Source organism: Haemophilus haemolyticus, from assembly GCF_003352385.1.
GTDB classification, from domain to species: domain Bacteria; phylum Pseudomonadota; class Gammaproteobacteria; order Enterobacterales; family Pasteurellaceae; genus Haemophilus; species Haemophilus haemolyticus_I.
Genome location: NZ_CP031243.1, coordinates 687,732 through 711,542 on the forward strand (window position 1 = coordinate 687,732; position 23,811 = coordinate 711,542).

The following is a 23,811-nucleotide window of genomic DNA, read 5'->3' on the forward strand; positions in this document are numbered from 1 at the left end:
TTTAATCCATTTATTGAATTATTCTGTCCCACCAAAACGGCGATGACGTTGTTGATAACAGGCGATGGCGCGGTTAAATTCCGCCTCATCAAAATCTGGCCACAGCACATCGGAAAAATAAAGTTCTGCATATGCAATTTGCCATAATAAAAAATTACTAATTCGTTGTTCACCACTGGTACGAATCAATAGATCCACTTGTGGTTCATCTTGTGTAACCAAATGACGCTGAAAAGTAATTTCATCAATCTCTTCAACGCTCATTTCATTATTTTTTACTTTTTCTGCGAGTTGTTTTGTCGCTTGAACAATATCCCAACAACCGCCGTAATTTGCAGCAATATTAAGGGTAAGTGCGGTATTTTTTTCTGTTAAATTTTCCGCTTTTGCAATTTTTTCTTGTAAAGATTCACTAAAACGAGATACATCACCAATAATTTTCAAACGAATATTATTTTTATGTAATTTTTTCACTTCACGATCTAAAGCTTGCATAAAAAGCGTCATTAACGCGCTGACTTCTTGCTCAGGTCGATTCCAATTTTCACTACTAAAGGCATAAAGTGTAAGAAAATTTACTCCAGTTTGGCGAGCATAACTTACCGCACGGCGAACTGCAGATACGCCATTGGTATGGCCAAAAATGCGCATTTTATTTTTCTGTTTTGCCCACCGCCCATTACCATCCATAATAATGGCAACGTGTTTTGGAATATTGTTTTGATCGAGTTCTATCATTATTTTTATTATAAAAAGATCCCTATAAATTCGGCTGTGAACTATATCATAAGTTGTATTTGCTTGCTATGGATTAGCGAGCCCTAATCCACACTTTATTTTTTACATAATTCATTTTTATAATAAAGAAAAATAAACAAAACGAAGAATTTATGTCTGCGATTGAACAAAATAAAGACGGTATTAGATTAAGAATATTCTTACAGCCAAAAGCCAGTAAAGATCATATTGCTGGCATTCACGATGATGAATTAAAAATTACCATTACTGCGCCACCCATTGATGGTCAAGCAAATGCTCATTTATTGAAATTTTTAAGTAAATCCTTCAAAGTGCCCAAAAGCAGTATTATTTTAGAAAAAGGGGAATTGAGCCGACACAAACAAGTTTGGATTCCTGAACCCAAATTAATTCCAAAAGAAATTCAAAATCTATTGTAAAAACAAAGAAAAAAATCACCGTACTTTGGTCTCATACCCTATCAATTTATGCCGTTTTACGGTATTCTATGCCACATTTTCTATTGTCAAAATGCTGCAAAAGTGCGGTTAAAATTTAAGGTGATTTTATGCAAGAACAATATCGCCCCGATATGATCGAACCAAAGGTTCAACAATATTGGGCAGAAAATAAAGTTTTCAAAGCAATCAAAGACGAATCTAAAGAAAAATATTACTGTCTTTCTATGTTCCCATATCCTTCTGGTCGCCTGCATATGGGGCATGTGCGCAACTACACTATTGGTGATGTAATTTCTCGTTATCAACGCATGCTAGGCAAAAACGTATTACAACCATTTGGTTGGGATGCTTTCGGCTTACCGGCGGAAGGGGCCGCAATCAAAAATAAAACTGCGCCTGCTAAATGGACGTACGAAAACATTGCCTACATGAAAAAACAACTTCAGCTTTTAGGCTTTGGTTTCGACTGGGATCGTGAAATCGCAACCTGTAAACCAGAATACTACAAATGGGAACAATGGTTCTTCACTGAGCTTTACAAAAAAGGCTTGGTGTATAAAAAAACCTCAACCGTAAACTGGTGTCCGAACGATGAAACCGTACTCGCAAACGAGCAAGTACACGAAGGTTGTTGCTGGCGTTGTGATACACCTGTGGAACAAAAAGAAATCCCACAATGGTTTATCAAAATTACTGACTATGCAGAGCAATTATTAGGTGGTTTAGATACCCTTCCACAATGGCCTGACATGGTAAAAACCATGCAGCGAAACTGGATCGGTCGTTCTGAAGGGGTAGAAATTACCTTTGATGTTGCAGATACCAACGAAAAAGTAGCGGTTTACACCACGCGTCCAGATACCTTTTACGGCGTAAGTTATTTAGGGATTGCGGCAGCACATCCATTAGCAAGTTTAGCGGCTCAAAATAATCCTGAATTAGCCGCCTTTATCCAAGAAGCGAAAAACGCCAAAGTAGCAGAAGCTGATCTTGCAACAATGGAGAAAAAAGGAATGGCAACAGGCTTATTTGCCATTCATCCATTGACAGGTGAAAAATTACCAATTTGGATTGCGAATTTCGTGTTAATGCATTACGGTACTGGCGCGGTAATGGCGGTTCCAGCTCACGACCAACGTGACTTTGAATTTGCTCAAAAATACAGTTTGCCAATTAAACAAGTGATCGCACCGCTTGCAGATGAAGAAATTGATTTAACCAAACAAGCCTTTATTGAACACGGCAAACTCGTTAATTCAGCTGAATTTGATGGTAAAAATTTTGATGGTGCTTTCAATGGTATTGCAGATAAATTAGAAAAATTAGGTGTTGGAAAACGTCAAGTGAATTATCGTTTACGTGACTGGGGCGTTTCTCGCCAACGTTATTGGGGTGCACCAATTCCGATGCTAACCCTTGAAAATGGCGATGTAGTACCTGCACCAATAGAAGATTTACCTATTATTCTGCCTGAAGATGTGGTCATGGATGGCGTAAAAAGTCCAATTAAAGCAGATCCTAACTGGGCAAAAACAACCCTTAACGGCGCACCAGCGTTAAAAGAAACGGATACCTTTGATACCTTTATGGAATCCTCTTGGTATTACGCGCGCTACACTTGCCCACAATATCAAAATGGCATGCTTGATGCGGAAGAAGCAAACTATTGGTTACCTGTGGATCAATATATCGGTGGTATTGAACACGCAACAATGCACTTGCTTTACTTCCGTTTCTTCCACAAATTATTACGCGATGCGGGATTTGTAACCAGTGACGAACCAGCCGATAAATTATTATGTCAAGGTATGGTGCTTGCTGATGCCTTCTACTACACAAGTCCAACCAACGAGCGTATTTGGGTGAGCCCAACTCAAGTGACTCTTGAGCGTGATGAGAAAGGTCGCATCATTAAAGCCACCGATCCTGAAGGGCGTGAACTAGTCCACAGTGGCATGACCAAAATGTCGAAATCCAAAAATAACGGTATTGATCCACAAGAAATGGTAGAAAAATATGGTGCTGATACTGTTCGTCTATTTATGATGTTTGCCTCTCCAGCAGAAATGACTTTGGAATGGCAAGAATCTGGCGTGGAAGGGGCAAAACGCTTCTTAGGCCGTGTGTGGAATTTGGTGTATCAATATCAACAAAATCCAGCAAAAACTAGCCTAGATATCACCGCACTTTCAGCCGCGCAAAAAGCGCTTCGTCGTGAAGTACATAAAACCATTGCGAAAGTGAGCGATGATATTGGTCGTCGTCAAACATTTAATACTGCGATTGCAGCAGTAATGGAGTTGATGAATAAACTGACTAAGGCTTCCTTAGAAAGCGATCAAGATCGTGCAGTCATGGCGGAAGCATTAAGTGCAGTTGTGCGTATGCTTTATCCAATTACGCCACATATCTGCTTTGAATTATGGCAAGCGCTAGGAAATGAAAGTAACATCGATACCGCTGAATGGGTGAAAGCTGATGAAGCCGCAATGGTAGAAGATGAAAAACTCATTGTTGTGCAAGTAAATGGCAAAGTTCGTGGAAAAGTGACTGTCCCAGCAACCTCTTCAGAAGAAGAAATTAAAGCGACAGCTAAAGCAGATCCTAATGTTGCAAAATTCCTTGATGGAAAAGAAATTCTTAAAGAAATCTATATTCCATTAAAAATGTTGAATTTTGTGGTTAAACCATAATCCGTAGAATCTGTGGAATATTGATATTTCACAGATTCTATCTTTATTAGTGTATGAATTTTAAATTTATACACTTCACAATAAAGGTAATTTTTATGATTAAATCAATCAAAGCGTTGTTTATTGTAGCAAGCATTACCGCGCTTTCTGCTTGCGGCTGGCATTTTCAAAACGGTACATTAATTCCACAAGAATTACGTACTCTTACATTTGAAAGCCCTGATCCATACAGCGAAATGTCAGTGGCGATGCGTAATCAGTTACAAGCGAACAATGTTCAACTCGTCAATCCGACTCAAGGCATTCCTGTTTTACGCATCAATAAATTCCGCACAAATGATGAAGTCGCGTCTGTATTTAAACGCGGACGTGAAGCTGAAAAAGTATTGATGTTAGAAGTGGAAGCAAGCATTCGTTTAGCGAATGGTGAAAGCCACCCAATCACGGCAAAAGTCAACCGCACTTTCTTTGATAACTCTCGCGCAGCATTAGCTAAATCCGCCGAACGAGAAGTAATTTGGAATGATATGCGGGAACAAGCTGCACGTCAGCTCATTACTAAAATGGTTGCATTAGAAAAACAAGTGAAAAACAAATAATGAATCGCATCTTCCCTGAGCAACTTAATCAACATCTTTCCCAACGTTTAGCCAAAGTTTACTTTTTGGTAGGACAAGATCCCTTGTTACTGAGTGAAAATGAAGATGCCATTTATAAAACAGCCAACCAACAAGGATTCGATGAAAAAAATAGCATACAGATTGATAGCCAAACTGACTGGGCACAACTCATAGAATCCTGTCAGTCCATAGGATTGTTTTTTAATAAACAAGTCATGGTATTAAATTTACCTGAAAATTTCACCGCACTTTTACAGAAAAATCTGCAAGAATTTATTTCGGTTCTACATGACGATATCTTGCTGATTTTACAAATTGCAAAGCTAGCAAAAGCAAATGAAAACCAAGCATGGTTTGTTGAACTAAACCAATATGAAACCAGTGCAATTCTTGTAAATTGCCAAACACCTACGGCTGAAAATCTCCCTCGTTGGGTAAAAAATCGTACCAAAGCGATGGGATTAGACGCTGATGATGAAGCAATCCAACAACTTTGTTATAGTTATGAAAACAATCTGCTCGCACTCAAGCAAACTTTGCAGCTTTTAGATTTACTTCATCCCGATCATAAACTTAATTACAATCGTGTTATTAGCGTGGTGGAACAATCCTCAATTTTTACACCATTTCAATGGATTGATGCGTTGCTTGTTGGAAAGGCAAATCGTGCCAAACGCATTTTAAAAGGGTTACAAGCTGAAGATGTGCAACCTGTTATTTTATTACGCACACTACAGCGAGAATTATTTACGTTGCTTGAACTTACCAAACCACAGCAACGTATTGTGACAAAGGAAAAACTTCCAACTCAACAAATTAAGACTGAATTTGACCGTCTAAAAATCTGGCAAAATCGCCGACCGCTCTTTTTAAGTGTGATTCAACGTTTAACCTATCAAAAGCTCTACGAAATTATCCAAGAGCTCGCCAATATTGAACGTCTTGCTAAACAAGAATTTAGCGATGAAGTGTGGATTAAACTCGCTGATTTGTCTGTGAAAATTTGTTTGTAATCGCTATTGTTTTTTTTTTTCACTAAAATGGTACAATAAGTCGCCACTTTGGCAATAACTTTATTAATTAACTTTCGTGAGGATATCATGATGAAAAAAACACTAGCTACACTTATTTTAATGGGATTTGGTTTTTCAGCTTCTGCAGCTGATTTGTCTGCAAGTTGTAAAACTTATTTCGCTGAAATTGATTCTTTCTTAGCATCAATGCCAGCTGCGCAAGCAAATGCGATGAAAGCTCAATATGAATCAAGCAAACAACAATTTGCATCAATGCCCGTAGCGGCACAAGATCAGGCTTGTAATCAAGCGGCAGAGCAACTTAAACAAATGAAAGCCGCAATGCCGAAATAATTTGAAAAAATCAATAGATGTTATATAAACCCTAGTCTGACTAGGGTTTTATTTTATGGGATGGAGAGCTTCATTCAATAAGCGATGAATTAATTTAGCATTAGCTGGTGGGAACTGTCCGGCATCCAATGCGCGTTGCTCAACCCAAAAACCTTCTTGCCCTTCTCGCCCAAAAGGCTCACCAATCCATTCATCTACGACATAAAAGAAAAAAGAAATAATCTTTGTTGGATATTCGAATTGGAAGCGCTCGTAAAGTTCAGCATTTAATACCACAATGCCAATTTCCTCTTCCAGTTCACGTTTTAAAGCCTGTTCTGGGGTTTCTCCCGCATCCACTTTTCCACCGGGAAATTCTAAAGATTGGGCAAAATCCTGTCCTTCTAAACGCTGCGTTAAATAGATCTGCCCAAACTCATTACGAATAATACCTGCAGCGACTTGTATAATTTTTTTATCCATTTTTTCTATCCAATAGCACCTATGAAAAAAGTGCGGTGAAAAATCACCGCACTTTGGCTAATCATTGATGACGAGCAGCACGACTGCCATGACAATGCTTGTATTTTTTACCCGAACCACAAGGACAAGGCTCATTGCGTCCAATACGACGTTCTGAATAATCTTCAGAATCTGGATTTTGGATTGCCTGATCATTTTCATCCACAGGTAAATTATTTTGATTGATACGAGCAGCCATTTCTTGACGAGCTCGTTCAGCTTCTTCCATTTCTTCTTGAGTACGCACACGTACACGCGTTAACGTCGTGATAACGTGATGTTTTAAAGAATCTAACATTTCCGTAAACATGCGGAAAGATTCTTTTTTATACTCTTGTTTTGGATCTTTTTGCGCATAACCGCGTAAATGAATACCTTGGCGTAAATAATCCATCGCCGCTAAGTGCTCTTTCCAAAGCTCATCTAGGGTTTGTAACATGACACCTTTTTCAAAGTTGCGTATAGTTTCTTCACCAGCTAGTGCTTCTTTTTCTTTATATTCTTTTTCGGCGACTTCTACGATGCGTTCACGCAAGTTTTCTTCGTGTAGATTATTATCTTCTTCCAGCCAATGAGAAATTGGTAATTCCATACCAAACTCTTGAGCCAAACGTTCCTCAAGCCCTTTAATATCCCATTGTTCTTCCAAAGATTGCGGTGGAATATATTGATCAATCACGCTATTAAATACATCGTGGCGAATGGCGTTGATAGTTTCAGAAATATCATCATTATCAAGCAAATAATTGCGTTGCTCATAAATTGCATGACGTTGGTCATTTGCCACATCATCATATTCAAGTAGGTTTTTACGACCATCGAAATGGAAGGCCTCAACTTTTGCTTGAGCTGATGCAATCACTTTCGCCAACATTTTCGATTCCATAGCCTCACCAGGCACTGTGAACGCTTTACGCATTAAATTAAGTTTACCTTCATTTAAATAAATGCGCATTAAGCCATCTTCCAAAGAAAGATAGAAGCGAGAAGAACCAGGGTCACCTTGACGGCCAGAACGACCACGCAACTGGTTATCGATACGGCGAGATTCATGACGCTCTGTACCGATAATATGCAAACCACCTGCTTTCATTACAATCTCGTGGTTCTTTTCCCACTCAGCTTTAAGCGCTTCAATTTGTTCTTGAGTTGGATTTTCTAATTTAGCAGCTTGTGCTTTCCAGTTACCCCCAAGGATAATATCCGTACCACGACCCGCCATATTCGTTGCGATAGTTACCGCACCAGGATAACCAGCTTCTGCCACGATTTCCGCTTCTTGTTGATGGAATTTCGCATTCAATACATTATGTTTGATGCCCGCTTTATCTAAAGCCTTAGATAATTCTTCCGATTTTTCTACTGAAATCGTCCCCACTAATACTGGTTGTTGGCGTTCTACACAATCTTTGATATCTTCAATAATCGCATTAAATTTATATTGTTCATTTTCAAACATCACATCTGTGCGATCATCACGAATCATTGGGCGGTTTGTTGGAATCACAACAGTTTCCAATCCGTAAATTTGTTGGAACTCAAACGCTTCGGTATCCGCAGTCCCCGTCATACCTGCAAGACGCTCATATAAACGGAAGTAGTTTTGGTAAGAAATTGACGCAACAGTTTGGTTTTCGCTCTTAATTTCCACCCCTTCTTTTGCCTCAATGGCTTGGTGTAAACCATCTGACCAGCGACGACCTGCCATTGTTCGACCCGTATGTTCATCAACAATCACGATTTCACCATCTTTCACAATGTAATCGACATCTTTTTCAAACAATGTGTGCGCACGCAAGGCAGCCATAACATGATGAAGCAATACGATTCGACCAGGAGAATACAAAGAATCACCTTCTGGCATTAAACCTTGCGCAATCAACCAATCTTCCACTTTTTCTTGGCCACGTTCAGTTAAATGTGCCTGTTTAGACTTAAGATCTAAAGTAAAGTCCCCTTCGCCTTGGTATTCTTCCGTATCTTCTTTTTCTTGTTTAATTAAGTTTGGAATCAGTTTATTGACTGCAATATAAAGCGCAGAACTATCTTCAGCTTGACCAGAAATAATCAATGGCGTACGTGCTTCATCAATTAAGATGGAATCCACTTCATCCACCAGCGCATAACCTAAAGTACGTTGGAAACGTTCTTCTTTTGAGTGGGCTAAGTTGTCACGTAAGTAGTCAAAACCAAGTTCACTATTGGTTGCATAAGTAATATCTGCTGCATAAGCTGCTCGTTTTTCTTCAGGCGGTAAACCAGGAATATTTACGCCTACACTCATGCCCAAAAATTCAAATAATGGACGGTTTGTTTCTGCATCTCGTCGAGCAAGATAATCATTCACCGTCACAACATGAACGCCTTTACCTTCAAGTGCAATTAAATAACAAGGCAAAGTTGCAGTTAATGTTTTACCTTCACCAGTGCGCATTTCTGCGATACAGCGATTAGTCAATACCATCCCACCAATAAGCTGAACATCAAAATGTCTCATACCAAGCACGCGCTTACTTGCTTCACGTACTGTTGCGAATGCTTCTGGTAAAATTTGTTGCAAAGTTTCGCCCGCACTTAAACGATCACGAAACTCTTGTGTTTTTGCTTTTAATTCATCATCACTTAATGCCTCAAAAGCTGGCTCCATTTTATTAATTTTAACGACTTGTTTTTTTAATTTACGTAGAATGCGTTCATTACGACTGCCAAAAATTCTTGTTAAAATGCTCATAATTTCTCTTTTTAAATATATAAGTTAAATAGTTAAATGCTTATGAAATATTTTATTTCATGCACAATAATTTTTTAAAATATCGCTATTTCAATAGCAATATTCTTCACAAAAAACAGAAAAATTAAATAAGCAAGGGGCCTGCTCGAATTGGTGCACTAAGATTCAACGCTTCAGCAAAAAAGTGCGGTTGAATTTTAAGTTGTTTTTCAGTTTGGTGGGAAATTGAAGGTTGAGGAATGGCTTGTCGTTGCACTTCACGTGAAACTTTTACCGTCTCTAACGCTTGTTGAATGGAAACACTCGAGGAATAATTTTCCGCATTATTTTGATTTTCAAAACTTTGTGCGTTAGGCAAAGCAAAAATCGCGATGATACTTAAAAGTAATCGCGACCAAAAATTCGGTTTGACAGTGCCTGAAATCATCATCTCGTTGTTTATTATGAAAATTGCGTGTATTGTAGCGGAAATCTAAACTAATGTCATTTACTGGGGGCAGACTTTATGGAAAACAAGGCTGAGCGTTATCAAAAAGCAGTCAATATTATGGATGTGCTTGAGCAATCGCCCTTTGCCAAAATAATGAAAAAAGGTCTTGCTATCAATGAACTCAATCAAAAATTTAACCGCATTTTTCCACAGGAATTTCACGGCAAATTTCGTATTGGTAATATGATAGATAACTCAATTTTTATTGAGACAGCAAATGCGATCGTTCGCCAAGGAATTTTATTCAGACAGACAGAATTGTTGAAACTCATTCAAGAAGAATTTCCGCAGGTAAAACGACTTGAGATAACAATAAACCCTGGTTTTTAAAAGCTAAGAATAGGAGAAAATGGAGATTTAATATCAATCAGACTTTTTTAACAATGCTTTCTCTATTTTTTTCTCTTCGCGTCTCTTCTGAAAAAATGCGCTTAATTTCTGACTACACTCTTCTGCCAATACACCAGATGTAATCTCCAGAGTATGATTCATCTTATAATCATCAAAAAAATGGAAACGTGATCCCACAGCACCAGTTTTATAATCAAAAGCACCAAACACAAGACGTTTAATACGGCTGTGCAAAATCGCCCCTGCGCACATTGTGCAAGGCTCTAATGTCACATAAAGCGTAGTATTCAGTAAACGATAATTTTGGAGATGTTTTGCTCCGTCTCGCAAAGCGATAATTTCAGCATGTGCGGTAGGATCGCTTTGAACAATAGAGAGATTCCAACCTTCTCCAATGATATTTCCAGCGTCATCCACCAAAACCGCCCCCACAGGAATCTCACCTAACGCTTCCGCTTTATCCGCAAGAGTAAGGGCATAGCGCATCATTTTCTCGTCAAATTCTGACCGCACTTTCGCTACATCCATTAGACGGAAAACGGATATTTAATCGGCTCATGAGATTGATAGCCAACGACTTTGAAATCATCCATCGTGACCCAAGTTTCTAAATCTTCAAGCGTTTTTATATCTGGATTGATTTCTAATTTGGGCAATGGGAAAGGCTCGCGTTTAAGTTGCACATCAAGCATTAATTCAAGCTGATCTTCATAAATATGCGCATTCACAATTTTATGATATGCCTTGCCTGCTTTTTTACTCGTAATCTGTGCCATAAGCGCTAAGAAAGTAAACACCTGAATTTGATTGAAATTCAATCCAAGCGGAACATCACAGGAACGTTGATAACTAGTAAGATGTAAGGTTTCGCCCACAAGAGAAAAAGTATGCGTGTGCATACAAGGACGAAGACAACCAAGATCAAATTCGCCAGGGTTAAAGAAAGTTAAAATTTCTCCTCTATCATCAATACCTTTCGTTAAGTTATTAACAATTTTACGTAGCTGATCGATGGTTTCTCCATTAGGCTTACGCCACGCTCTGCCTTGCACACCATATACGCGCCCCATATCATCAATACCTCTACGGTGCGGATTCGCAAGCCATGCGGCATTTTCATTCGCATTAGCATCCCAAGTTTTAGTGCCAAGTGTGCGGAAATCAGCGGCATTGTCATATCCACGAATGTAACCTAAAAATTCAGCAATGGCCGCTTTCCAATAACTTTTACGCGTAGTAATCAACGGAAATTGATTATTCGCTACATCATATTCTAAATCTGCATTAATAACCGTCAGACAACGCTTACCTGTACGCTCATTGGCAACCCATTCACCTTCATTAATAATGCGACGACAAAGATCAAGATATTGCTTCATAAAAATCTCCTATTTTATTACCGCACTTTTGCGTGAATACGCCCAAGCCATAATTAAGGCACCACCAATAATCATCGGTAAGCAAAGCGCTTGTCCTCTTGTAATGACCCCAAAGAAATTTTCAACTTCAGGTTCACGCACATATTCCACAATAAAACGGAAGATGCCATAACCAATTAAGAATAAGCCAGCAACAGAGCCCATTGGACGTGGTTTTTTAATAAAAATATTCAGAATTGCAAACAACACTATTCCTTCTAAAAAGGCTTCATAAAGTTGTGATGGATGACGAGGAAGTAAGAGCGGATCATTTGGGAAAATCATTGCCCAAGGCACATCCGTTTCGCGTCCCCATAGCTCAAGATTAATGAAATTACCAATTCTACCTAAACCTAAACCAAACGGAATCAAAGGCGCGACAAAATCAGCGGTTTGCCAAAAATTACGTTTTTGTGAATAAGACGTCCAAATCATAGCAACAATTACACCAATTAAGCCACCGTGGAACGACATTCCACCTTCCCAAACACGGAATAAATAAAGTGGTTCTTGTAAGAAATGATCGAGATTATAGAAAAATACATCGCCAACACGTCCGCCAATAAATACGCCCATAAAACCGTTGAAAAGTAAGGTATCAACCTGATCCACTGTCCAACCGCTATTTGGGCGATTAGCACGGCGAACCGCAAGCCAGCGTGCAAAAATAAAACCCAAAAGGTACATCAAACCATACCAACGTAAGCCGATATTGCTATCACCAAGAGTAAAAATAGTTGGATCAAAATGAGGCAGAAGCAAATAATTTGAATTCATAATCTTCTCTATCTAGTGAACATATCAATAGCAATGATAATTAAGAAAAGTGCAAACCCTTTCTTTAAGGTTGGCACGGGTAATTTTGAAGTAGCTGTTGCACCAAGTTTTGACGTGAAAAACGATGTTGCTGTAATACATAACACTGCAGGGAAATAAATGTAGCCTAAAGAATATTCTGGCATTGTAGCATTCCCCCAGCCACTTAACATAAAACTGAACATTCCAGAAGTTCCGAGTAACATGCCACAGAAAGCCGAGGAACCAATGGCCTTTTTTATATCGATACCACGAGAATTTAAAAACGGCACAATAAATCCACCACCGCCAATACCTGCCGCACTGGATGCCATACCAATTAAAATACCCCCGATAATAGATGATTGAGTAGTCAAAGGTTTAACTGCTTTATTTGTCTTAGGTTTAATCGATAAAACCATTTTTACCGCAAGATAAACTACTAAACAGGCAAATAATTTACTAGAAATATAGCGATCAAGTTTTCCGATAAATAAACCACAAATAAAGACACTAAGCATAATGCTCGGAGCGAGAACTTTCACCGCACTCCACACAACATTACCTAACTTATGATGTCGTTGAGCCGAAGAAAAGCCAGTAATAACAATCGTTGCGAAAGAAGTTCCAAGTGCGGTAGACATTAATAAAGATTCAGGCACGCCCACCATTGGCAATAAGTACACTAACACAGGAACAATCAGCAATCCGCCGCCAATACCAAAAAGCCCCGCAAAAAAGCCAGCAACCGCACCCACAAGCAAACAAAGTAAAATAAAGCTAAGCATTATGAATTCCTTGTTTTATTGAAAGAACGTTTTGGAAATTTTGAACCATTATATTTTTTAGGATGAATATAAGATTTTTGCTCCAATTCTCGTGCAGGTTGATATACAGGAGGATTTTCTGAGAACAACACGCCCGAAAACTCTTTCATCGCTTTGCGATACACTTCTTTTTTGAACGACACGACTTGACGAACAGGATACCAAAAACTCACCCAACGCCATCCATCAAATTCTGGCGATTTGGTTGTTTGCATATTGATATTTTTTTCATCGCCAACAAGCTGCAACAAAAACCAGCGTTGTTTTTGCCCTATACACATCGGTTTGCTGTCATAACGCAACAAACGTTTTGGTAATTTATAACGCAACCAATGCTTAGATACATATAAAATGCGCACATCTTTAGGCTGTAGACCAACTTCCTCGTACAGTTCGCGATACATCGCTTGCTCGGCACTTTCATTATCATTAATGCCACCTTGCGGAAACTGCCACGAATTTTGCCCACAGCGCTTCGCCCAAAGCACTTGCCCGTTGCGATTACAAATCACAATACCCACATTTGGACGGTAGCCATCAAAATCGATCACTATCGTTTTACCTTAAATTTTTCATATAAAAATAGTCTGCAGATTGTTTCATAAATCAGTGTTTTTATCAACCAACGGGCGGATTACACAATAAAATACACAGATTGTGGATAACATTGTGAATAACGGATTTCTGATTGTGAATTGATCACGTAAAAACAGAGCGGGATCCTTATCTCATCAAACTTAAAAAATAAATTGAGTTATTTTCGATCTAAAAATCTAAAGAAAAAATAAACCGCACTTTTTACATACAAAAATAGAAGAAAGTGCGGTAAAAAAATACAATTTTTAAAGGGACGCCATTCACCAAAGATCTTTTAACAATCTCTTTGAGTTATTCAATATTTCTGTGGATAAAATTGTGACTGAGAAAATCCATAATGTTGTATAACTCAAAAAAACCTTTCTAAGACAATTCCAAGAGAAATTTTTTCCATTTTAATTCAATCACTTAAAAATAAATCATAACAATATTTGTAATACACAGAAGTCTCTAAATTTTAATGTCTAATTTTTAAACAAATTATTTTAGGCTGGCAAAATAACGTTCCCAATCGAAATATTGACCGGGATCGATCTTGCGCCCTGGCGAAATATCACAATGCCCAACAATTCGCTCTTTCGTAATCTTAGGATAACTTTTCATGATTAAGTTAGTAAGCTCTTGCAATGCCAAATACTGCTCATTAGTAAAAGGTTGTTCATTACTACCTTCTAACTCAATTCCAATGGCAAAATCATTACATTTTTCTCGCCCTTGAAAGCTAGATAATCCAGCATGCCAAGCCCTCTGATTGAAATTAACATATTGCGTGATTCGCCCATCTCGTTCAATCAAGCAATGGGCAGAAACACGCATTTGATGAATTTCTTCAAAATAAGGATGAATCTTAGGATCTAATTTTCCTTGAAAAAAATCATCCACATATCCGCCACCAAATTGTTCTGGAGGTAAGCTAATGTAATGGATCACAAGAAGTGAAATATCTTGTAAATCTGGACGTTCATCAAAATGCGGAGATGGAATTTGTCGACAAGCAGTCAGAAATCCTTTCTCAATATCTTTTATTTTTCGCATACATTTTTCCTATTTTTGCGATCAGGATCGCAGAAAAAGTGCGGTCTGTTTTACAAAACAATTTTCCCTTTTCACAATATTTCAGCCAATAAAGGCTTAACGAAAGGAAAATAAATGAAACTAACTACACAAACTACCTTGAAAAAAGGCTTTACCTTAATTGAATTGATGATAGTCATCGCCATCATCGCGATTTTAGCCACTATCGCTATTCCTTCTTATCAAAATTATACCAAAAAAGCAGCGGTATCCGAATTACTGCAAGCTTCTGCACCTTATAAGGCTGATGTGGAATTATGTGTATATAGCACAAATGAAACAACAAACTGTACAGGGGGAAAAAATGGTATTGCAGCTGATATTACAACAGCAAAAGGCTATGTAGCCTCAGTGAAAACTCAATCGGGTGGCATTACAGTAAAAGGGAATGGCACATTGGCAAATATGGAATATATTTTGCAAGCTACAGGTAATGCTGCAGCAGGTGTAACTTGGACAACAACCTGCAAAGGAACGGATGCCTCTTTATTTCCTGCAAATTTTTGCGGAAGTGTCGCACAATGACGAGCTATGCTTTACTTCATACTCAGCGTGTAATTGCTCAAAATGGCGAGGTATTTACGATCTCGCCAGATTTATGGGAACGCAATCAGCAGCAACAATCCTTGCTCTTGAGGTATTTTGCTTTGCCACTTAAAGAAGAAAATAATCGTCTTTGGCTAGGGGTTGATTCTCTCTCCAATCTTTCAGCTTGTGAAACCATTGCGTTTATAACAGGAAAACCTGTCGAACCAATTTTGTTAGAAAGCAGCCAACTCAAAGAACTGTTACAACAACTTACTCCGCGCCAAATGCAAGTGGAAGAGCAAGTTAAATTCTATCAACATCAAGAAACCCATTTTGAACAAGAAGATGATGAACCTGTTATCCGCTTACTTAATCAGATTTTTGAATCTGCCTTACAAAACAATGCCTCAGATATTCATTTGGAGACCTTATCGGATCATTTCCAAGTACGGTTTAGAATTGACGGTGTTTTACAAGCTCAGCCTCCACTTAGCAAAAATTTAGCGAATCGAATTATTTCTCGCCTAAAACTGCTCGCTAAATTAGATATCAGCGAAACCCGCCTTCCACAAGATGGACGATTTCAATTTAAAACAACGTTTTCCGATATTCTTGATTTCCGTCTTTCAACGTTACCAACTCATTGGGGAGAGAAAGTTGTCCTGAGAGCACAGCAAAATAAACCAGTAGAACTTAGCTTTTCTGAATTAGGTATGACAGAAAATCAGCAACAAGCATTTCAACGTGCGCTTAGCCAGCCACAAGGATTAATTTTAGTAACTGGCCCAACAGGAAGTGGGAAAAGTATCTCACTTTACACCGCACTTCAGTGGCTGAATATACCAGATAAACATATTATGACCGCTGAGGATCCCATTGAAATTGAGCTTGATGGCATTATTCAAAGCCAAATTAATCCACAAATAGGACTAGATTTTAGCCGTCTATTGCGCGCTTTTTTACGCCAAGATCCCGACATCATTATGCTGGGTGAAATTCGCGATGAAGAAAGTGCAATGATTGCACTACGTGCCGCCCAAACTGGGCATTTAGTGCTTTCAACTTTACATACTAATGATGCAATATCTGCCATTTCTCGCTTACAACAACTCGGTATTCAACAGCATGAAATTGAAAACAGTTTACTGCTCGTTATTGCGCAGCGTCTTGTACGAAAAATCTGTCCAAAGTGCGGTGGAAATTTAATAAATTCTTGTGATTGCCATCAAGGTTATCGAGGTCGAATCGGCGTGTATCAATTTCTACATTGGCAACAGAATGGCTATCAAACGGATTTTAAAAATTTACATGCGAGTGGTTTAGAAAAAGTTAGCCAAGGCATAACAGATGAGAAAGAAATTGAACGTGTGCTAGGTAAAAACTCATGACTAAAAAACTATTTTATTATCAAGGTAGTAACACATTAAATCAGAAACAAAAAGGCTCAATTATTGCGGATACGAAACAACAAGCACACTTTCAATTAATAAGCCGCGGGCTTACTCACATCAAATTACAACAAAACTGGCAATTTGGGGCAAAGCCCAAAAATTCAGAAATCAGTGAATTACTCAATCAATTAGCAACATTGCTACAGTCCGCAATTCCGTTAAAAAACAGTCTGCAAATTTTGCAACAAAATTGTACTCAAATTATGCTCAATGAATGGCTTGAACGACTGCTTCAATCCATTGAATCTGGTTTAGCATTCTCACAAGCCATTGAACAACAAGGGAAATATCTCACTCAACAAGAAATTCAACTGATTCAAGTGGGAGAAATGACGGGTAAACTTTCCGTAGTTTGTAAAAAAATAGCCACGCATCGTAGCCAATCTTTAGCATTACAACGTAAATTACAGAAAATTATGTTGTACCCCTCAATGGTATTGGGAATTTCATTATTACTAACGCTCGCATTACTGCTTTTTATCGTGCCTCAATTTGCTGAAATGTACAATGGCAATAATGCCGAATTACCAACAATAACCGCAATATTGCTCTCTATATCCAATTTTCTTAAACAAAATACTGGCATTTTGCTATTTTTCGCTTTGAGTTTTTTTCTATTTTATAACTTCTATCTAAAACGCCAGACTTGGTTTCATCAAAAGAAAAATCAACTTATTTCTATCACGCCTATTTTTGGCACAATTCAAAAGCTTTCACGTTTAGTGAACTTTAGTCAAAGTTTACAAATTATGTTGCAAGCTGGCGTACCGCTTAATCAGGCACTAGACAGTTTTCTCCCTCGCACACAAACGTGGCAAACCAAGAAAACGCTTGTAAATGACATCGTATTAGATAAAGAAGTGCGGTCAATTTTGCAATGGGTTTCTCAAGGCTATGCGTTTTCTAATAGTGTAAGTAGCGATCTTTTCCCGATGGAAGCACAACAAATGTTACAAATTGGCGAGCAAAGCGGAAAACTCGCTTTGATGCTCGAGTATATTGCTGAAAATTACCAAGAAAAACTTAATCATCAAATTGACTTACTCTCGCAAATGCTAGAACCATTAATGATGGTGATCATCGGCAGTCTGATTGGAATTATTATGATGGGAATGTATTTACCTATCTTTAATATGGGCTCTGTTATTCAATGATTTACTTCGCAATGTTTTTATTAGGCGGCATCTTAGGGATCGCATTGTGGTTCTACCTATCTGGTTTTATTACGCGTTTGCAGCAAGAGATTTATGCGACTTACGTTGAATTATTTCCACAAAACTTTCTGTCATTTCAGCCTAGCTTTTCCTCTATTCAACAAAAAAAGTGCGGTCATATTTTGAGATATTTTTTAAGTGTTGGGGTAGGATTTATATTTTTACAAATTGCCTTCAAGGACTCTATTTTCGCTATATGGCTAGGGCTCACACTTATTATCCTTTGGGCAATTAGTTATCTTGATTGGGATTATCAACTTATTTCTACGACTCCCTGTTTATGGTTACTTACTCTCGGTTTGTTTGGCGCAGACAATGCCTTTTCATTGCTTACGTTATCTGAAAGCATAAAAAGTGCGGCTAGTTTTTTTATTGTTTTCTACGCAATCTATTGGATTGCAAAATGTTATTACAGAAAAGAAGCCTTTGGACGGGGAGATTATTGGCTAGCAATGGCATTAGGAAGTTTTATTCATTTAGAAACCTTACCGCACTTTTTATTATTAGCCTCAGTGCTTGGAATATGTTTTTCGCTTATTCATAAGAAGAAAAAAGAATTTTTACCTTTTGCCCCTTTTATGAACTTATCGGCTGTCATCATTTATTTCGTCAAATATTACTGGTATTAAAAAAGGGGAAAACATAATATTTTCCCCTTGTTCTTCATAGAAGTGCGGTTGCTTTTACGAACGTTTCATCACTTCAAAAAACTCTTCGTTGGTTTTCGCCATCATCAGCTTATCAATCAAGAATTCCATTGCATCCACTTCATCCATTGGATTAAGAATCTTACGAAGAATCCACATTTTTTGTAATTCATCAGATGTTGTGAGTAAGTCTTCTTTACGAGTACCAGAGCGTTTAAAGTCAATGGCTGGGAATACGCGTCTTTCTGCAATTTTACGAGAAAGGTGTAATTCCATATTACCTGTACCTTTAAATTCTTCAAAAATAACTTCATCCATTTTCGAACCGGTATCTACTAGCGCAGTCGCAATAATCGTTAAACTACCACCTTCTTCCACATTACGTGCAGCACCAAAGAAACGTTTGGGACGATGCAATGCGTTAGCATCCACACCACCAGATAAAATTTTACCTGAAGCGGGGGTTACTGTATTGTAAGCGCGTGCTAAACGTGTAATGGAATCAAGCAAAATGACCACATCTTTTTTATGCTCTACTGAACGTTTCGCTTTTTCGATTACCATTTCTGCCACTTGAACGTGACGAGTTGCAGGCTCATCAAAAGTAGAAGCAATCACTTCGCCTTTTACAGAACGTTGCATTTCTGTTACTTCTTCTGGTCGTTCATCAATCAATAGTACGATAAGCTCCACATCAGGATAATTATGCGTGATACTTTGCGCAATATTTTGCAGCAACATGGTTTTACCTGCTTTTGGCGGTGCAACAATCAAACCACGTTGACCTTTACCAATTGGTGATGCTAAATCCAAAATACGTGCGGTTAAATCTTCTGTTGAGCCATTGCCTCGCTCCATTCTTAAACGAGAGTTAGCATGTAATGGCGTTAAGTTTTCAAATAAGATTTTGCTACGAGAAACTTCAGGTTTGTCATCATTAACTTGATCAACTTTTAAAAGTGCAAAATAGCGTTCGCCTTCTTTTGGTGGACGAATTTTGCCTTCGATTTTATCACCAGTTTGAAGATTAAAACGACGAATTTGACTTGGGGAAACATAGATATCATCAGGGCCTGCAAGGTAGGAACTGTCAGCAGAACGAAGGAAACCAAAACCATCCGGTAAGATTTCTAACACGCCGCCGCCGAAAATATCTTCACCACTTTTGGCGTGCTGTTTTAAAATTGCAAAGACAATATCTTGTTTACGCAAACGAGCTAAATTCTCCAAGCCCATTTGTTCTTCGCCAAGTTTCACAAGATCAGAAACAGGCGTATTTTTAAGTTCAGTTAAATGCATAATGAATAAATATTGGAATTAATAAGAATTGATGATTCGAATGGCGAGCCTATGCTCTTTGAATGGCGCGTAAATTACCATTAAAACCCTGTGCTGTCTAGCTTTTATTAGCATTTAATATAAAAAATTACCGCACTTTTTTAAGAACTTGTTTTGGAAGTTTAGCCGTCTAGATTGTTATTTATTTGATTTTTAATTAGAATACGGAAAATTTGTAAGGTTATCGATAAGCTCTAAGGGAAATTATGGCGGATTGGGACGGAAAATATATCAGCCCTTATGCAGAACATGGCAAAAAAAGCGAGCAAGTAAAAAAAATCACTGTATCTATTCCAATCAAAGTATTAGAAATTTTGACAAATGAACGCACTCGCCGCCAATTAAAAAGTTTACGTCATGCAACCAACAGTGAATTACTTTGCGAAGCATTTTTGCATGCATTCACCGGTCAACCTTTGCCCACCGATGCAGATTTAATGAAAGAGCGTAATGATGAAATTCCCGAAGATGCCAAAGTGCTTATGCGTGAATTAGGTGTCGATCCAGAAAGTTGGGAATATTAACCGCACTTTTCACTTATCCGTTCAAGCCATTCAAAATTGAACATTCAGGGCTGTCATTGCCCTGACAATTATCATGCCAACGCTGTAATTCTTGTACCATTTTTTGTAACTGCTCTATTTGTTGATTCAACATCGCAATATGTTGAGCCGTTAGCACTTTCACTTCTCGGCAGCTACGCTTAGGATTATCTTGTAGTGCTAATAATTGTGCGATTTGATGTAACGAAAACCCAACATTGCGTGAGTGACGAATAAAATGCAACCTTTCTAAATCACTTTCTCCATAATTTCGATAGCCTGACAAACTGCGCACAGCGGGTTTAATTAAACCCATTTTTTCATAATCACGGATTTGTTTTGTAGATAAACCTACTAATTTTGCGACTTCACTAATATTCATAAAAAACTTCTTGACCTTAACCTTACGTAAAGGTTTATAGTGTAGCCCTCAATAAAACAACTCACAAGGAGTAAAAATGAAAACTATCACATTAAACATAAAAGGCATACATTGCGGCTGTTGCGTAAAAAGCCTTACTCAAGTTTTAACTGAATTAGATGGCGTACAATCTGCTGATGTGCAATTAGAGGGTAAAGCAAATATTACTTTTGATGAAAATCGAGTCAATGTTGCACAGTTGATTGAGGTCATTGAAGATGCTGGATTTGACGCCACAGAGTAAAAAATTTCGATTCAGATTGGTGGGATGACCTGCCAATCTTGTGCCAATCGCATTCATCAATAAAACAACTAACAAGGAGTACAAATGAAAACTATCACATTAAACATAAAAGGCATACATTGCGGCTGTTGCGTAAAAAGTCTTACTCAAGTTTTAACTGAATTAGATGGTGTACAATCTGCTGATGTGCAACTAGAAGGGAAAGCAAATATTACTTTTGATGAAAATCGAGTCAATGTTGCACAGTTGATTGAGGTAATTGAAGATGCCGGATTTGACGCCACAGAGTAAAAAAAATTCGATTCAGATTGGTGGGATGACCTGCCAATCTTGTGCCAATCGCATTCATCAATAAAACAACTAACAAGGAGTAAAAATGAAAACTATCACATTAAACATAAAAGGCATACATTGCGGCTGTTGCGTAAAAAGTCTTACTCAAGTTTTAACTGAATTAGATGGTGTACAATCTGCTGATGTGCAATTAGAGGGTAAAGCAAATATTACTTTTGATGAAAATCGAGTTAATGTTGCACAGTTGATTGAGGTAATTGAAGATGCCGGATTTGACGCCACAGAGTAAAAAAATTTCGATTCAGATTGGTGGGATGACCTGCCAATCTTGTGCCAATCGTATTGAAAAAGTTTTAAATAAAAAACCATTTGTGCAACAAGCAGGCGTAAATTTTGCTGCCGAAGAAGCACAAGTTGTATTTGACGCTACGCAAGCAAGCGAAACTCAAATTATCGAGATTATTCATAAAACAGGTTTTTCTGCTCATATCAAACAAGCCAACGAATTACCAATAGAAGAAAAAAATATATCAATCCCTTGGCGATTAATCATACTTTGGATAATCAATATTCCATTTCTGATTGGTATGCTTGGCATGATGAGTGGCTCATATAACTTAATGTTGCCACCTATTTGGCAATTTGCATTAGCGAGCATTGTGCAACTTTGGTTAGCTATTCCATTTTATCGCGGAGCAATCGGTAGTATTCGTGGTGGACTTGCCAATATGGATGTCCTTGTCAGTACAGGAACACTCACCATTTATCTTTATTCTGCTTTCATGTTGTTTTACCACGACAATCATGCAATGGGACATGTGTACTTTGAAGTTTCTGTTATGGTGATTGGTTTTGTCAGTCTTGGAAAATTTCTTGAAGATCGCACTAAAAAGCACAGCCTAAATAGCTTAAGCATGCTCTTGCAACTGACACCGAAAAAAGTCACTGCACTACGTAATGACAAATGGACTGAAATTGCCCTTGACCAAGTCAATATTGGCGAGATCATTCGTGCCAATCAAGGCGAGCGTATTGCAGCAGACGGTATAATTGAAAGTGGAAATGGGTGGTGTGATGAAAGTCATTTAACGGGTGAATCTCGTCCAGAAGAAAAACAGAAAGGTGGAAAAGTATTAGCGGGGGCGATGGTAACTGAAGGTTCTATCATCTATCAAGCGAATCAGCTTGGTAGCCAAACCTTACTTGGCGATATGATGAATGCATTATCAGATGCGCAAGGTTCAAAAGCGCCAATTGCACGATTTGCTGACAAAGTTGCGTCAGTGTTTGTACCTGCTGTATTACTGATTTCACTTGTTACTTTCGCACTCACCTACGTTCTGACGAATGATAGTGTGTCTTCACTTATTCACGCAGTATCCGTGCTTGTAATTGCTTGCCCTTGTGCCTTGGGATTAGCCACACCAGCATCCATAATGGTTGGTTTAGGTAAAGCGGTTAATGCTGGCGTATGGTTTAAAGATGCAGCAGCAATGGAGGGAACTGCCCATGTGGATACCGTTGTACTTGATAAAACTGGCACACTAACAAAGGGAGAGCTTGAAATTTCAGCACTATGGCAACCACAAAGTGCTGTATATTCTGAAGACGATTTGTATCGTTTTGCCGCAGCCGTTGAACGACAAGCTAACCACCCAATTGCAAAAGCTATTGTGCAAGCAGCAGAACAAAAAATGTTAGAAATTCCTACCGCACTTTTTTCAAAGATGGAAGTGGGTCAGGGCATTCAAGCCGAATTAGAACAAGTGGGAACAATAAAAGTCGGTAAACCCGATTATTGCGGTTTAATCTTGCCTAAAAATTTAGAGGATATCTGGCAAATTGCGAGCATTGTCGCGGTATCTATAAATGATGAACCAGTTGGTGCATTTGCGCTGACGGATACCTTAAAAAACGATAGTTTGCACGCCATTCAACGCTTACAACAGCAAAATATTAATGTTGTAATTATGAGTGGCGATCAACAATCTGTCGTGGATTACATAGCTAAACAACTCGGCATTAAGAAAGCCTTTGGTGGACTCAGCCCTAGAGATAAGGCGGAACAAATTCAAAAGCTGAAAGCTCTAGGTCATGTTGTAGCAATGGTAGGTGATGGAATAAATGATGCGCCTGCTTTGGCCGCTGCAAACGTCAGTTTTGCGATGAAATCAGGTTCAGATATTGCAGAACAGACGGCCTCCGCAACACTTATGCAACATTCGATGAATCAACTTGTGGATGCGCTTTTTATTGCAAGAGCAACCTTGAAAAATATCAAACAAAATCTATTTTTTGCTTTGATTTACAATATTCTCGGCATCCCCCTTGCTGCTTTAGGTTTTCTAAATCCAGTCATTGCAGGCGCCGCGATGGCGATGAGTTCAATTTCCGTATTGATGAACGCCTTAAGATTGAAAAAAGTGCGGTTCTAATTTCATTTATTTTTATACGCAATCGGTGTCGTGA

The 23,811-nt window shown here is 38.4% G+C and carries 27 protein-coding genes; 15 read left to right on the forward strand and 12 right to left on the reverse strand.

Annotated elements, in window-relative coordinates:
- Positions 1–18 precede the first annotated feature (18 nt).
- On the reverse strand, positions 19–738 hold the full coding sequence (gene uppS / locus DV428_RS03555; RefSeq protein ID WP_114908709.1) for a polyprenyl diphosphate synthase: 720 nt from the start codon (positions 736–738) through the stop codon (positions 19–21).
- 152 nt (positions 739–890) lie between these two features.
- Here uppS and yggU point away from each other — a divergent pair, with 152 nt between their 5' ends.
- The 5 genes from yggU (at position 891) to DV428_RS03580 (ending at position 5,879) form a co-directional block, all read left to right on the forward strand.
- A complete protein-coding gene (gene yggU, locus DV428_RS03560) occupies positions 891–1,178 on the forward strand; it encodes a DUF167 family protein YggU (protein WP_046942215.1) in 288 nt (95 codons plus the stop codon).
- A gap of 128 nt (positions 1,179–1,306) precedes the next feature.
- The gene (gene leuS / locus DV428_RS03565; protein ID WP_114908710.1) at positions 1,307–3,892 is read left to right on the forward strand and encodes a leucine--tRNA ligase; all 2,586 of its coding nucleotides are present in this window, start codon (positions 1,307–1,309) and stop codon (positions 3,890–3,892) included.
- Between the two features lie 95 nt (positions 3,893–3,987).
- Positions 3,988–4,491, forward strand: coding sequence for an LPS-assembly lipoprotein LptE (locus tag DV428_RS03570; protein WP_114908711.1), 504 nt, complete (start codon positions 3,988–3,990; stop codon positions 4,489–4,491).
- Complete coding sequence (gene holA, locus DV428_RS03575; protein ID WP_114908712.1) at positions 4,491–5,525, forward strand: DNA polymerase III subunit delta; 1,035 nt, start codon at positions 4,491–4,493, stop codon at positions 5,523–5,525. Before DV428_RS03570 ends, holA begins: the two co-directional genes overlap by 1 nt.
- A 90-nt stretch (positions 5,526–5,615) precedes the next feature.
- Complete coding sequence (locus DV428_RS03580; protein ID WP_032803225.1) at positions 5,616–5,879, forward strand: DUF5339 domain-containing protein; 264 nt, start codon at positions 5,616–5,618, stop codon at positions 5,877–5,879.
- A gap of 48 nt (positions 5,880–5,927) precedes the next feature.
- Here the strand turns inward: DV428_RS03580 and mutT are convergent, their stop codons facing one another.
- The 3 genes from mutT to secM form a co-directional block, all read right to left on the reverse strand.
- A complete protein-coding gene (gene mutT, locus DV428_RS03585; protein WP_005627484.1) occupies positions 5,928–6,341 on the reverse strand; it encodes an 8-oxo-dGTP diphosphatase MutT in 414 nt (137 codons plus the stop codon).
- A gap of 61 nt (positions 6,342–6,402) precedes the next feature.
- Entirely contained in the window at positions 6,403–9,111 is a 2,709-nt protein-coding gene (gene secA / locus DV428_RS03590; protein WP_114908713.1) for a preprotein translocase subunit SecA, read from the reverse strand.
- 124 nt (positions 9,112–9,235) lie between these two features.
- Positions 9,236–9,538, reverse strand: coding sequence for a secA translation cis-regulator SecM (gene secM / locus DV428_RS03595; protein ID WP_114908714.1), 303 nt, complete (start codon positions 9,536–9,538; stop codon positions 9,236–9,238).
- Positions 9,539–9,616: 78 nt separating this feature from the next.
- Between secM and DV428_RS03600 the strand changes: the two genes are divergently transcribed.
- On the forward strand, positions 9,617–9,931 hold the full coding sequence (locus DV428_RS03600; RefSeq protein ID WP_114908715.1) for a DUF721 domain-containing protein: 315 nt from the start codon (positions 9,617–9,619) through the stop codon (positions 9,929–9,931).
- A gap of 33 nt (positions 9,932–9,964) precedes the next feature.
- On the opposite strand, the gene tadA is transcribed toward DV428_RS03600, so the two are convergent.
- The 6 genes from tadA to ampD form a co-directional block, all read right to left on the reverse strand.
- A complete protein-coding gene (tadA, locus tag DV428_RS03605; RefSeq protein WP_114908716.1) occupies positions 9,965–10,480 on the reverse strand; it encodes a tRNA adenosine(34) deaminase TadA in 516 nt (171 codons plus the stop codon).
- Complete coding sequence (locus DV428_RS03610) at positions 10,480–11,331, reverse strand: thymidylate synthase (protein ID WP_114908717.1); 852 nt, start codon at positions 11,329–11,331, stop codon at positions 10,480–10,482. The genes tadA and DV428_RS03610 overlap by 1 nt, the downstream gene beginning before the upstream one ends.
- 9 nt (positions 11,332–11,340) lie before the next feature.
- Entirely contained in the window at positions 11,341–12,147 is an 807-nt protein-coding gene (lgt, locus tag DV428_RS03615; protein WP_114908718.1) for a prolipoprotein diacylglyceryl transferase, read from the reverse strand.
- Between the two features lie 8 nt (positions 12,148–12,155).
- Entirely contained in the window at positions 12,156–12,953 is a 798-nt protein-coding gene (locus DV428_RS03620; protein ID WP_114908719.1) for a sulfite exporter TauE/SafE family protein, read from the reverse strand.
- Positions 12,953–13,543 carry an RNA pyrophosphohydrolase gene (gene rppH, locus DV428_RS03625; protein ID WP_111696429.1) on the reverse strand — a complete coding sequence of 197 codons (591 nt, stop codon included), beginning with the start codon at positions 13,541–13,543 and terminating at the stop codon, positions 12,953–12,955. The genes DV428_RS03620 and rppH overlap by 1 nt, the downstream gene beginning before the upstream one ends.
- A gap of 526 nt (positions 13,544–14,069) precedes the next feature.
- The gene (gene ampD, locus DV428_RS03630) at positions 14,070–14,624 is read right to left on the reverse strand and encodes a 1,6-anhydro-N-acetylmuramyl-L-alanine amidase AmpD (protein WP_114908720.1); all 555 of its coding nucleotides are present in this window, start codon (positions 14,622–14,624) and stop codon (positions 14,070–14,072) included.
- A gap of 114 nt (positions 14,625–14,738) precedes the next feature.
- Between ampD and DV428_RS03635 the strand changes: the two genes are divergently transcribed.
- The 4 genes from DV428_RS03635 to DV428_RS03650 are packed head-to-tail and all read left to right on the forward strand — an operon-like array spanning position 14,739 to position 18,485.
- A complete protein-coding gene (locus DV428_RS03635; protein WP_114908721.1) occupies positions 14,739–15,188 on the forward strand; it encodes a prepilin-type N-terminal cleavage/methylation domain-containing protein in 450 nt (149 codons plus the stop codon).
- Entirely contained in the window at positions 15,185–16,579 is a 1,395-nt protein-coding gene (locus DV428_RS03640; RefSeq protein ID WP_114908722.1) for a GspE/PulE family protein, read from the forward strand. Before DV428_RS03635 ends, DV428_RS03640 begins: the two co-directional genes overlap by 4 nt.
- Positions 16,576–17,796 (forward strand): type II secretion system F family protein, encoded by a 1,221-nt coding sequence (locus DV428_RS03645; RefSeq protein ID WP_114908723.1) that lies wholly within the window; start codon positions 16,576–16,578, stop codon positions 17,794–17,796. The genes DV428_RS03640 and DV428_RS03645 overlap by 4 nt, the downstream gene beginning before the upstream one ends.
- The gene (locus DV428_RS03650) at positions 17,793–18,485 is read left to right on the forward strand and encodes a prepilin peptidase (protein WP_114908724.1); all 693 of its coding nucleotides are present in this window, start codon (positions 17,793–17,795) and stop codon (positions 18,483–18,485) included. Before DV428_RS03645 ends, DV428_RS03650 begins: the two co-directional genes overlap by 4 nt.
- A gap of 54 nt (positions 18,486–18,539) precedes the next feature.
- On the opposite strand, the gene rho is transcribed toward DV428_RS03650, so the two are convergent.
- Positions 18,540–19,802 (reverse strand): transcription termination factor Rho, encoded by a 1,263-nt coding sequence (gene rho / locus DV428_RS03655; RefSeq protein ID WP_005629550.1) that lies wholly within the window; start codon positions 19,800–19,802, stop codon positions 18,540–18,542.
- A gap of 245 nt (positions 19,803–20,047) precedes the next feature.
- On the opposite strand from rho, the gene metJ reads away from it, so the two are divergent.
- On the forward strand, positions 20,048–20,365 hold the full coding sequence (gene metJ / locus DV428_RS03660) for a met regulon transcriptional regulator MetJ (RefSeq protein WP_005634287.1): 318 nt from the start codon (positions 20,048–20,050) through the stop codon (positions 20,363–20,365).
- Between the two features lie 13 nt (positions 20,366–20,378).
- Here metJ and DV428_RS03665 read toward each other — a convergent pair whose 3' ends face one another.
- Positions 20,379–20,765 carry a Cu(I)-responsive transcriptional regulator gene (locus DV428_RS03665; RefSeq protein WP_111696423.1) on the reverse strand — a complete coding sequence of 129 codons (387 nt, stop codon included), beginning with the start codon at positions 20,763–20,765 and terminating at the stop codon, positions 20,379–20,381.
- Positions 20,766–20,841: 76 nt separating this feature from the next.
- On the opposite strand from DV428_RS03665, the gene DV428_RS03670 reads away from it, so the two are divergent.
- The 4 genes from DV428_RS03670 (at position 20,842) to DV428_RS03690 (ending at position 23,777) form a co-directional block, all read left to right on the forward strand.
- On the forward strand, positions 20,842–21,048 hold the full coding sequence (locus tag DV428_RS03670; protein WP_005631184.1) for a heavy-metal-associated domain-containing protein: 207 nt from the start codon (positions 20,842–20,844) through the stop codon (positions 21,046–21,048).
- An 84-nt stretch (positions 21,049–21,132) separates the two neighbouring features.
- Positions 21,133–21,339 (forward strand): heavy-metal-associated domain-containing protein, encoded by a 207-nt coding sequence (locus DV428_RS03675; RefSeq protein ID WP_005631184.1) that lies wholly within the window; start codon positions 21,133–21,135, stop codon positions 21,337–21,339.
- A gap of 85 nt (positions 21,340–21,424) precedes the next feature.
- Entirely contained in the window at positions 21,425–21,631 is a 207-nt protein-coding gene (locus tag DV428_RS03685; protein WP_005631184.1) for a heavy-metal-associated domain-containing protein, read from the forward strand.
- Positions 21,606–23,777 (forward strand): heavy metal translocating P-type ATPase, encoded by a 2,172-nt coding sequence (locus DV428_RS03690; protein ID WP_114908725.1) that lies wholly within the window; start codon positions 21,606–21,608, stop codon positions 23,775–23,777. Before DV428_RS03685 ends, DV428_RS03690 begins: the two co-directional genes overlap by 26 nt.
- The last annotated feature ends 34 nt before the right edge of the window (positions 23,778–23,811 follow it).

Excerpts from the sequence above, each read along its gene's own strand:
- rho (WP_005629550.1), bottom strand. The coding sequence starts at position 19,802 with ATGCATTTAACTGAACTTAAAAATACGCCTGTTTCTGATCTTGTGAAA.
- DV428_RS03570 (WP_114908711.1), top strand. The coding sequence starts at position 3,988 with ATGATTAAATCAATCAAAGCGTTGTTTATTGTAGCAAGCATTACCGCG.
- uppS (WP_114908709.1), bottom strand. The coding sequence starts at position 738 with ATGATAGAACTCGATCAAAACAATATTCCAAAACACGTTGCCATTATT.
- DV428_RS03600 (WP_114908715.1), top strand. The coding sequence starts at position 9,617 with ATGGAAAACAAGGCTGAGCGTTATCAAAAAGCAGTCAATATTATGGAT.
- DV428_RS03635 (WP_114908721.1), top strand. The coding sequence starts at position 14,739 with ATGAAACTAACTACACAAACTACCTTGAAAAAAGGCTTTACCTTAATT.
- secM (WP_114908714.1), bottom strand. The coding sequence starts at position 9,538 with ATGATTTCAGGCACTGTCAAACCGAATTTTTGGTCGCGATTACTTTTA.
- metJ (WP_005634287.1), top strand. The coding sequence starts at position 20,048 with ATGGCGGATTGGGACGGAAAATATATCAGCCCTTATGCAGAACATGGC.
- DV428_RS03665 (WP_111696423.1), bottom strand. The coding sequence starts at position 20,765 with ATGAATATTAGTGAAGTCGCAAAATTAGTAGGTTTATCTACAAAACAA.
- DV428_RS03640 (WP_114908722.1), top strand. The coding sequence starts at position 15,185 with ATGACGAGCTATGCTTTACTTCATACTCAGCGTGTAATTGCTCAAAAT.
- DV428_RS03620 (WP_114908719.1), bottom strand. The coding sequence starts at position 12,953 with ATGCTTAGCTTTATTTTACTTTGTTTGCTTGTGGGTGCGGTTGCTGGC.
- holA (WP_114908712.1), top strand. The coding sequence starts at position 4,491 with ATGAATCGCATCTTCCCTGAGCAACTTAATCAACATCTTTCCCAACGT.
- lgt (WP_114908718.1), bottom strand. The coding sequence starts at position 12,147 with ATGAATTCAAATTATTTGCTTCTGCCTCATTTTGATCCAACTATTTTT.
- DV428_RS03670 (WP_005631184.1), top strand. The coding sequence starts at position 20,842 with ATGAAAACTATCACATTAAACATAAAAGGCATACATTGCGGCTGTTGC.
- DV428_RS03580 (WP_032803225.1), top strand. The coding sequence starts at position 5,616 with ATGAAAAAAACACTAGCTACACTTATTTTAATGGGATTTGGTTTTTCA.
- leuS (WP_114908710.1), top strand. The coding sequence starts at position 1,307 with ATGCAAGAACAATATCGCCCCGATATGATCGAACCAAAGGTTCAACAA.
- DV428_RS03685 (WP_005631184.1), top strand. The coding sequence starts at position 21,425 with ATGAAAACTATCACATTAAACATAAAAGGCATACATTGCGGCTGTTGC.
- DV428_RS03675 (WP_005631184.1), top strand. The coding sequence starts at position 21,133 with ATGAAAACTATCACATTAAACATAAAAGGCATACATTGCGGCTGTTGC.
- DV428_RS03690 (WP_114908725.1), top strand. The coding sequence starts at position 21,606 with ATGCCGGATTTGACGCCACAGAGTAAAAAAATTTCGATTCAGATTGGT.
- yggU (WP_046942215.1), top strand. The coding sequence starts at position 891 with ATGTCTGCGATTGAACAAAATAAAGACGGTATTAGATTAAGAATATTC.
- ampD (WP_114908720.1), bottom strand. The coding sequence starts at position 14,624 with ATGCGAAAAATAAAAGATATTGAGAAAGGATTTCTGACTGCTTGTCGA.
- DV428_RS03610 (WP_114908717.1), bottom strand. The coding sequence starts at position 11,331 with ATGAAGCAATATCTTGATCTTTGTCGTCGCATTATTAATGAAGGTGAA.
- mutT (WP_005627484.1), bottom strand. The coding sequence starts at position 6,341 with ATGGATAAAAAAATTATACAAGTCGCTGCAGGTATTATTCGTAATGAG.
- DV428_RS03645 (WP_114908723.1), top strand. The coding sequence starts at position 16,576 with ATGACTAAAAAACTATTTTATTATCAAGGTAGTAACACATTAAATCAG.
- secA (WP_114908713.1), bottom strand. The coding sequence starts at position 9,111 with ATGAGCATTTTAACAAGAATTTTTGGCAGTCGTAATGAACGCATTCTA.
- DV428_RS03650 (WP_114908724.1), top strand. The coding sequence starts at position 17,793 with ATGATTTACTTCGCAATGTTTTTATTAGGCGGCATCTTAGGGATCGCA.
- tadA (WP_114908716.1), bottom strand. The coding sequence starts at position 10,480 with ATGGATGTAGCGAAAGTGCGGTCAGAATTTGACGAGAAAATGATGCGC.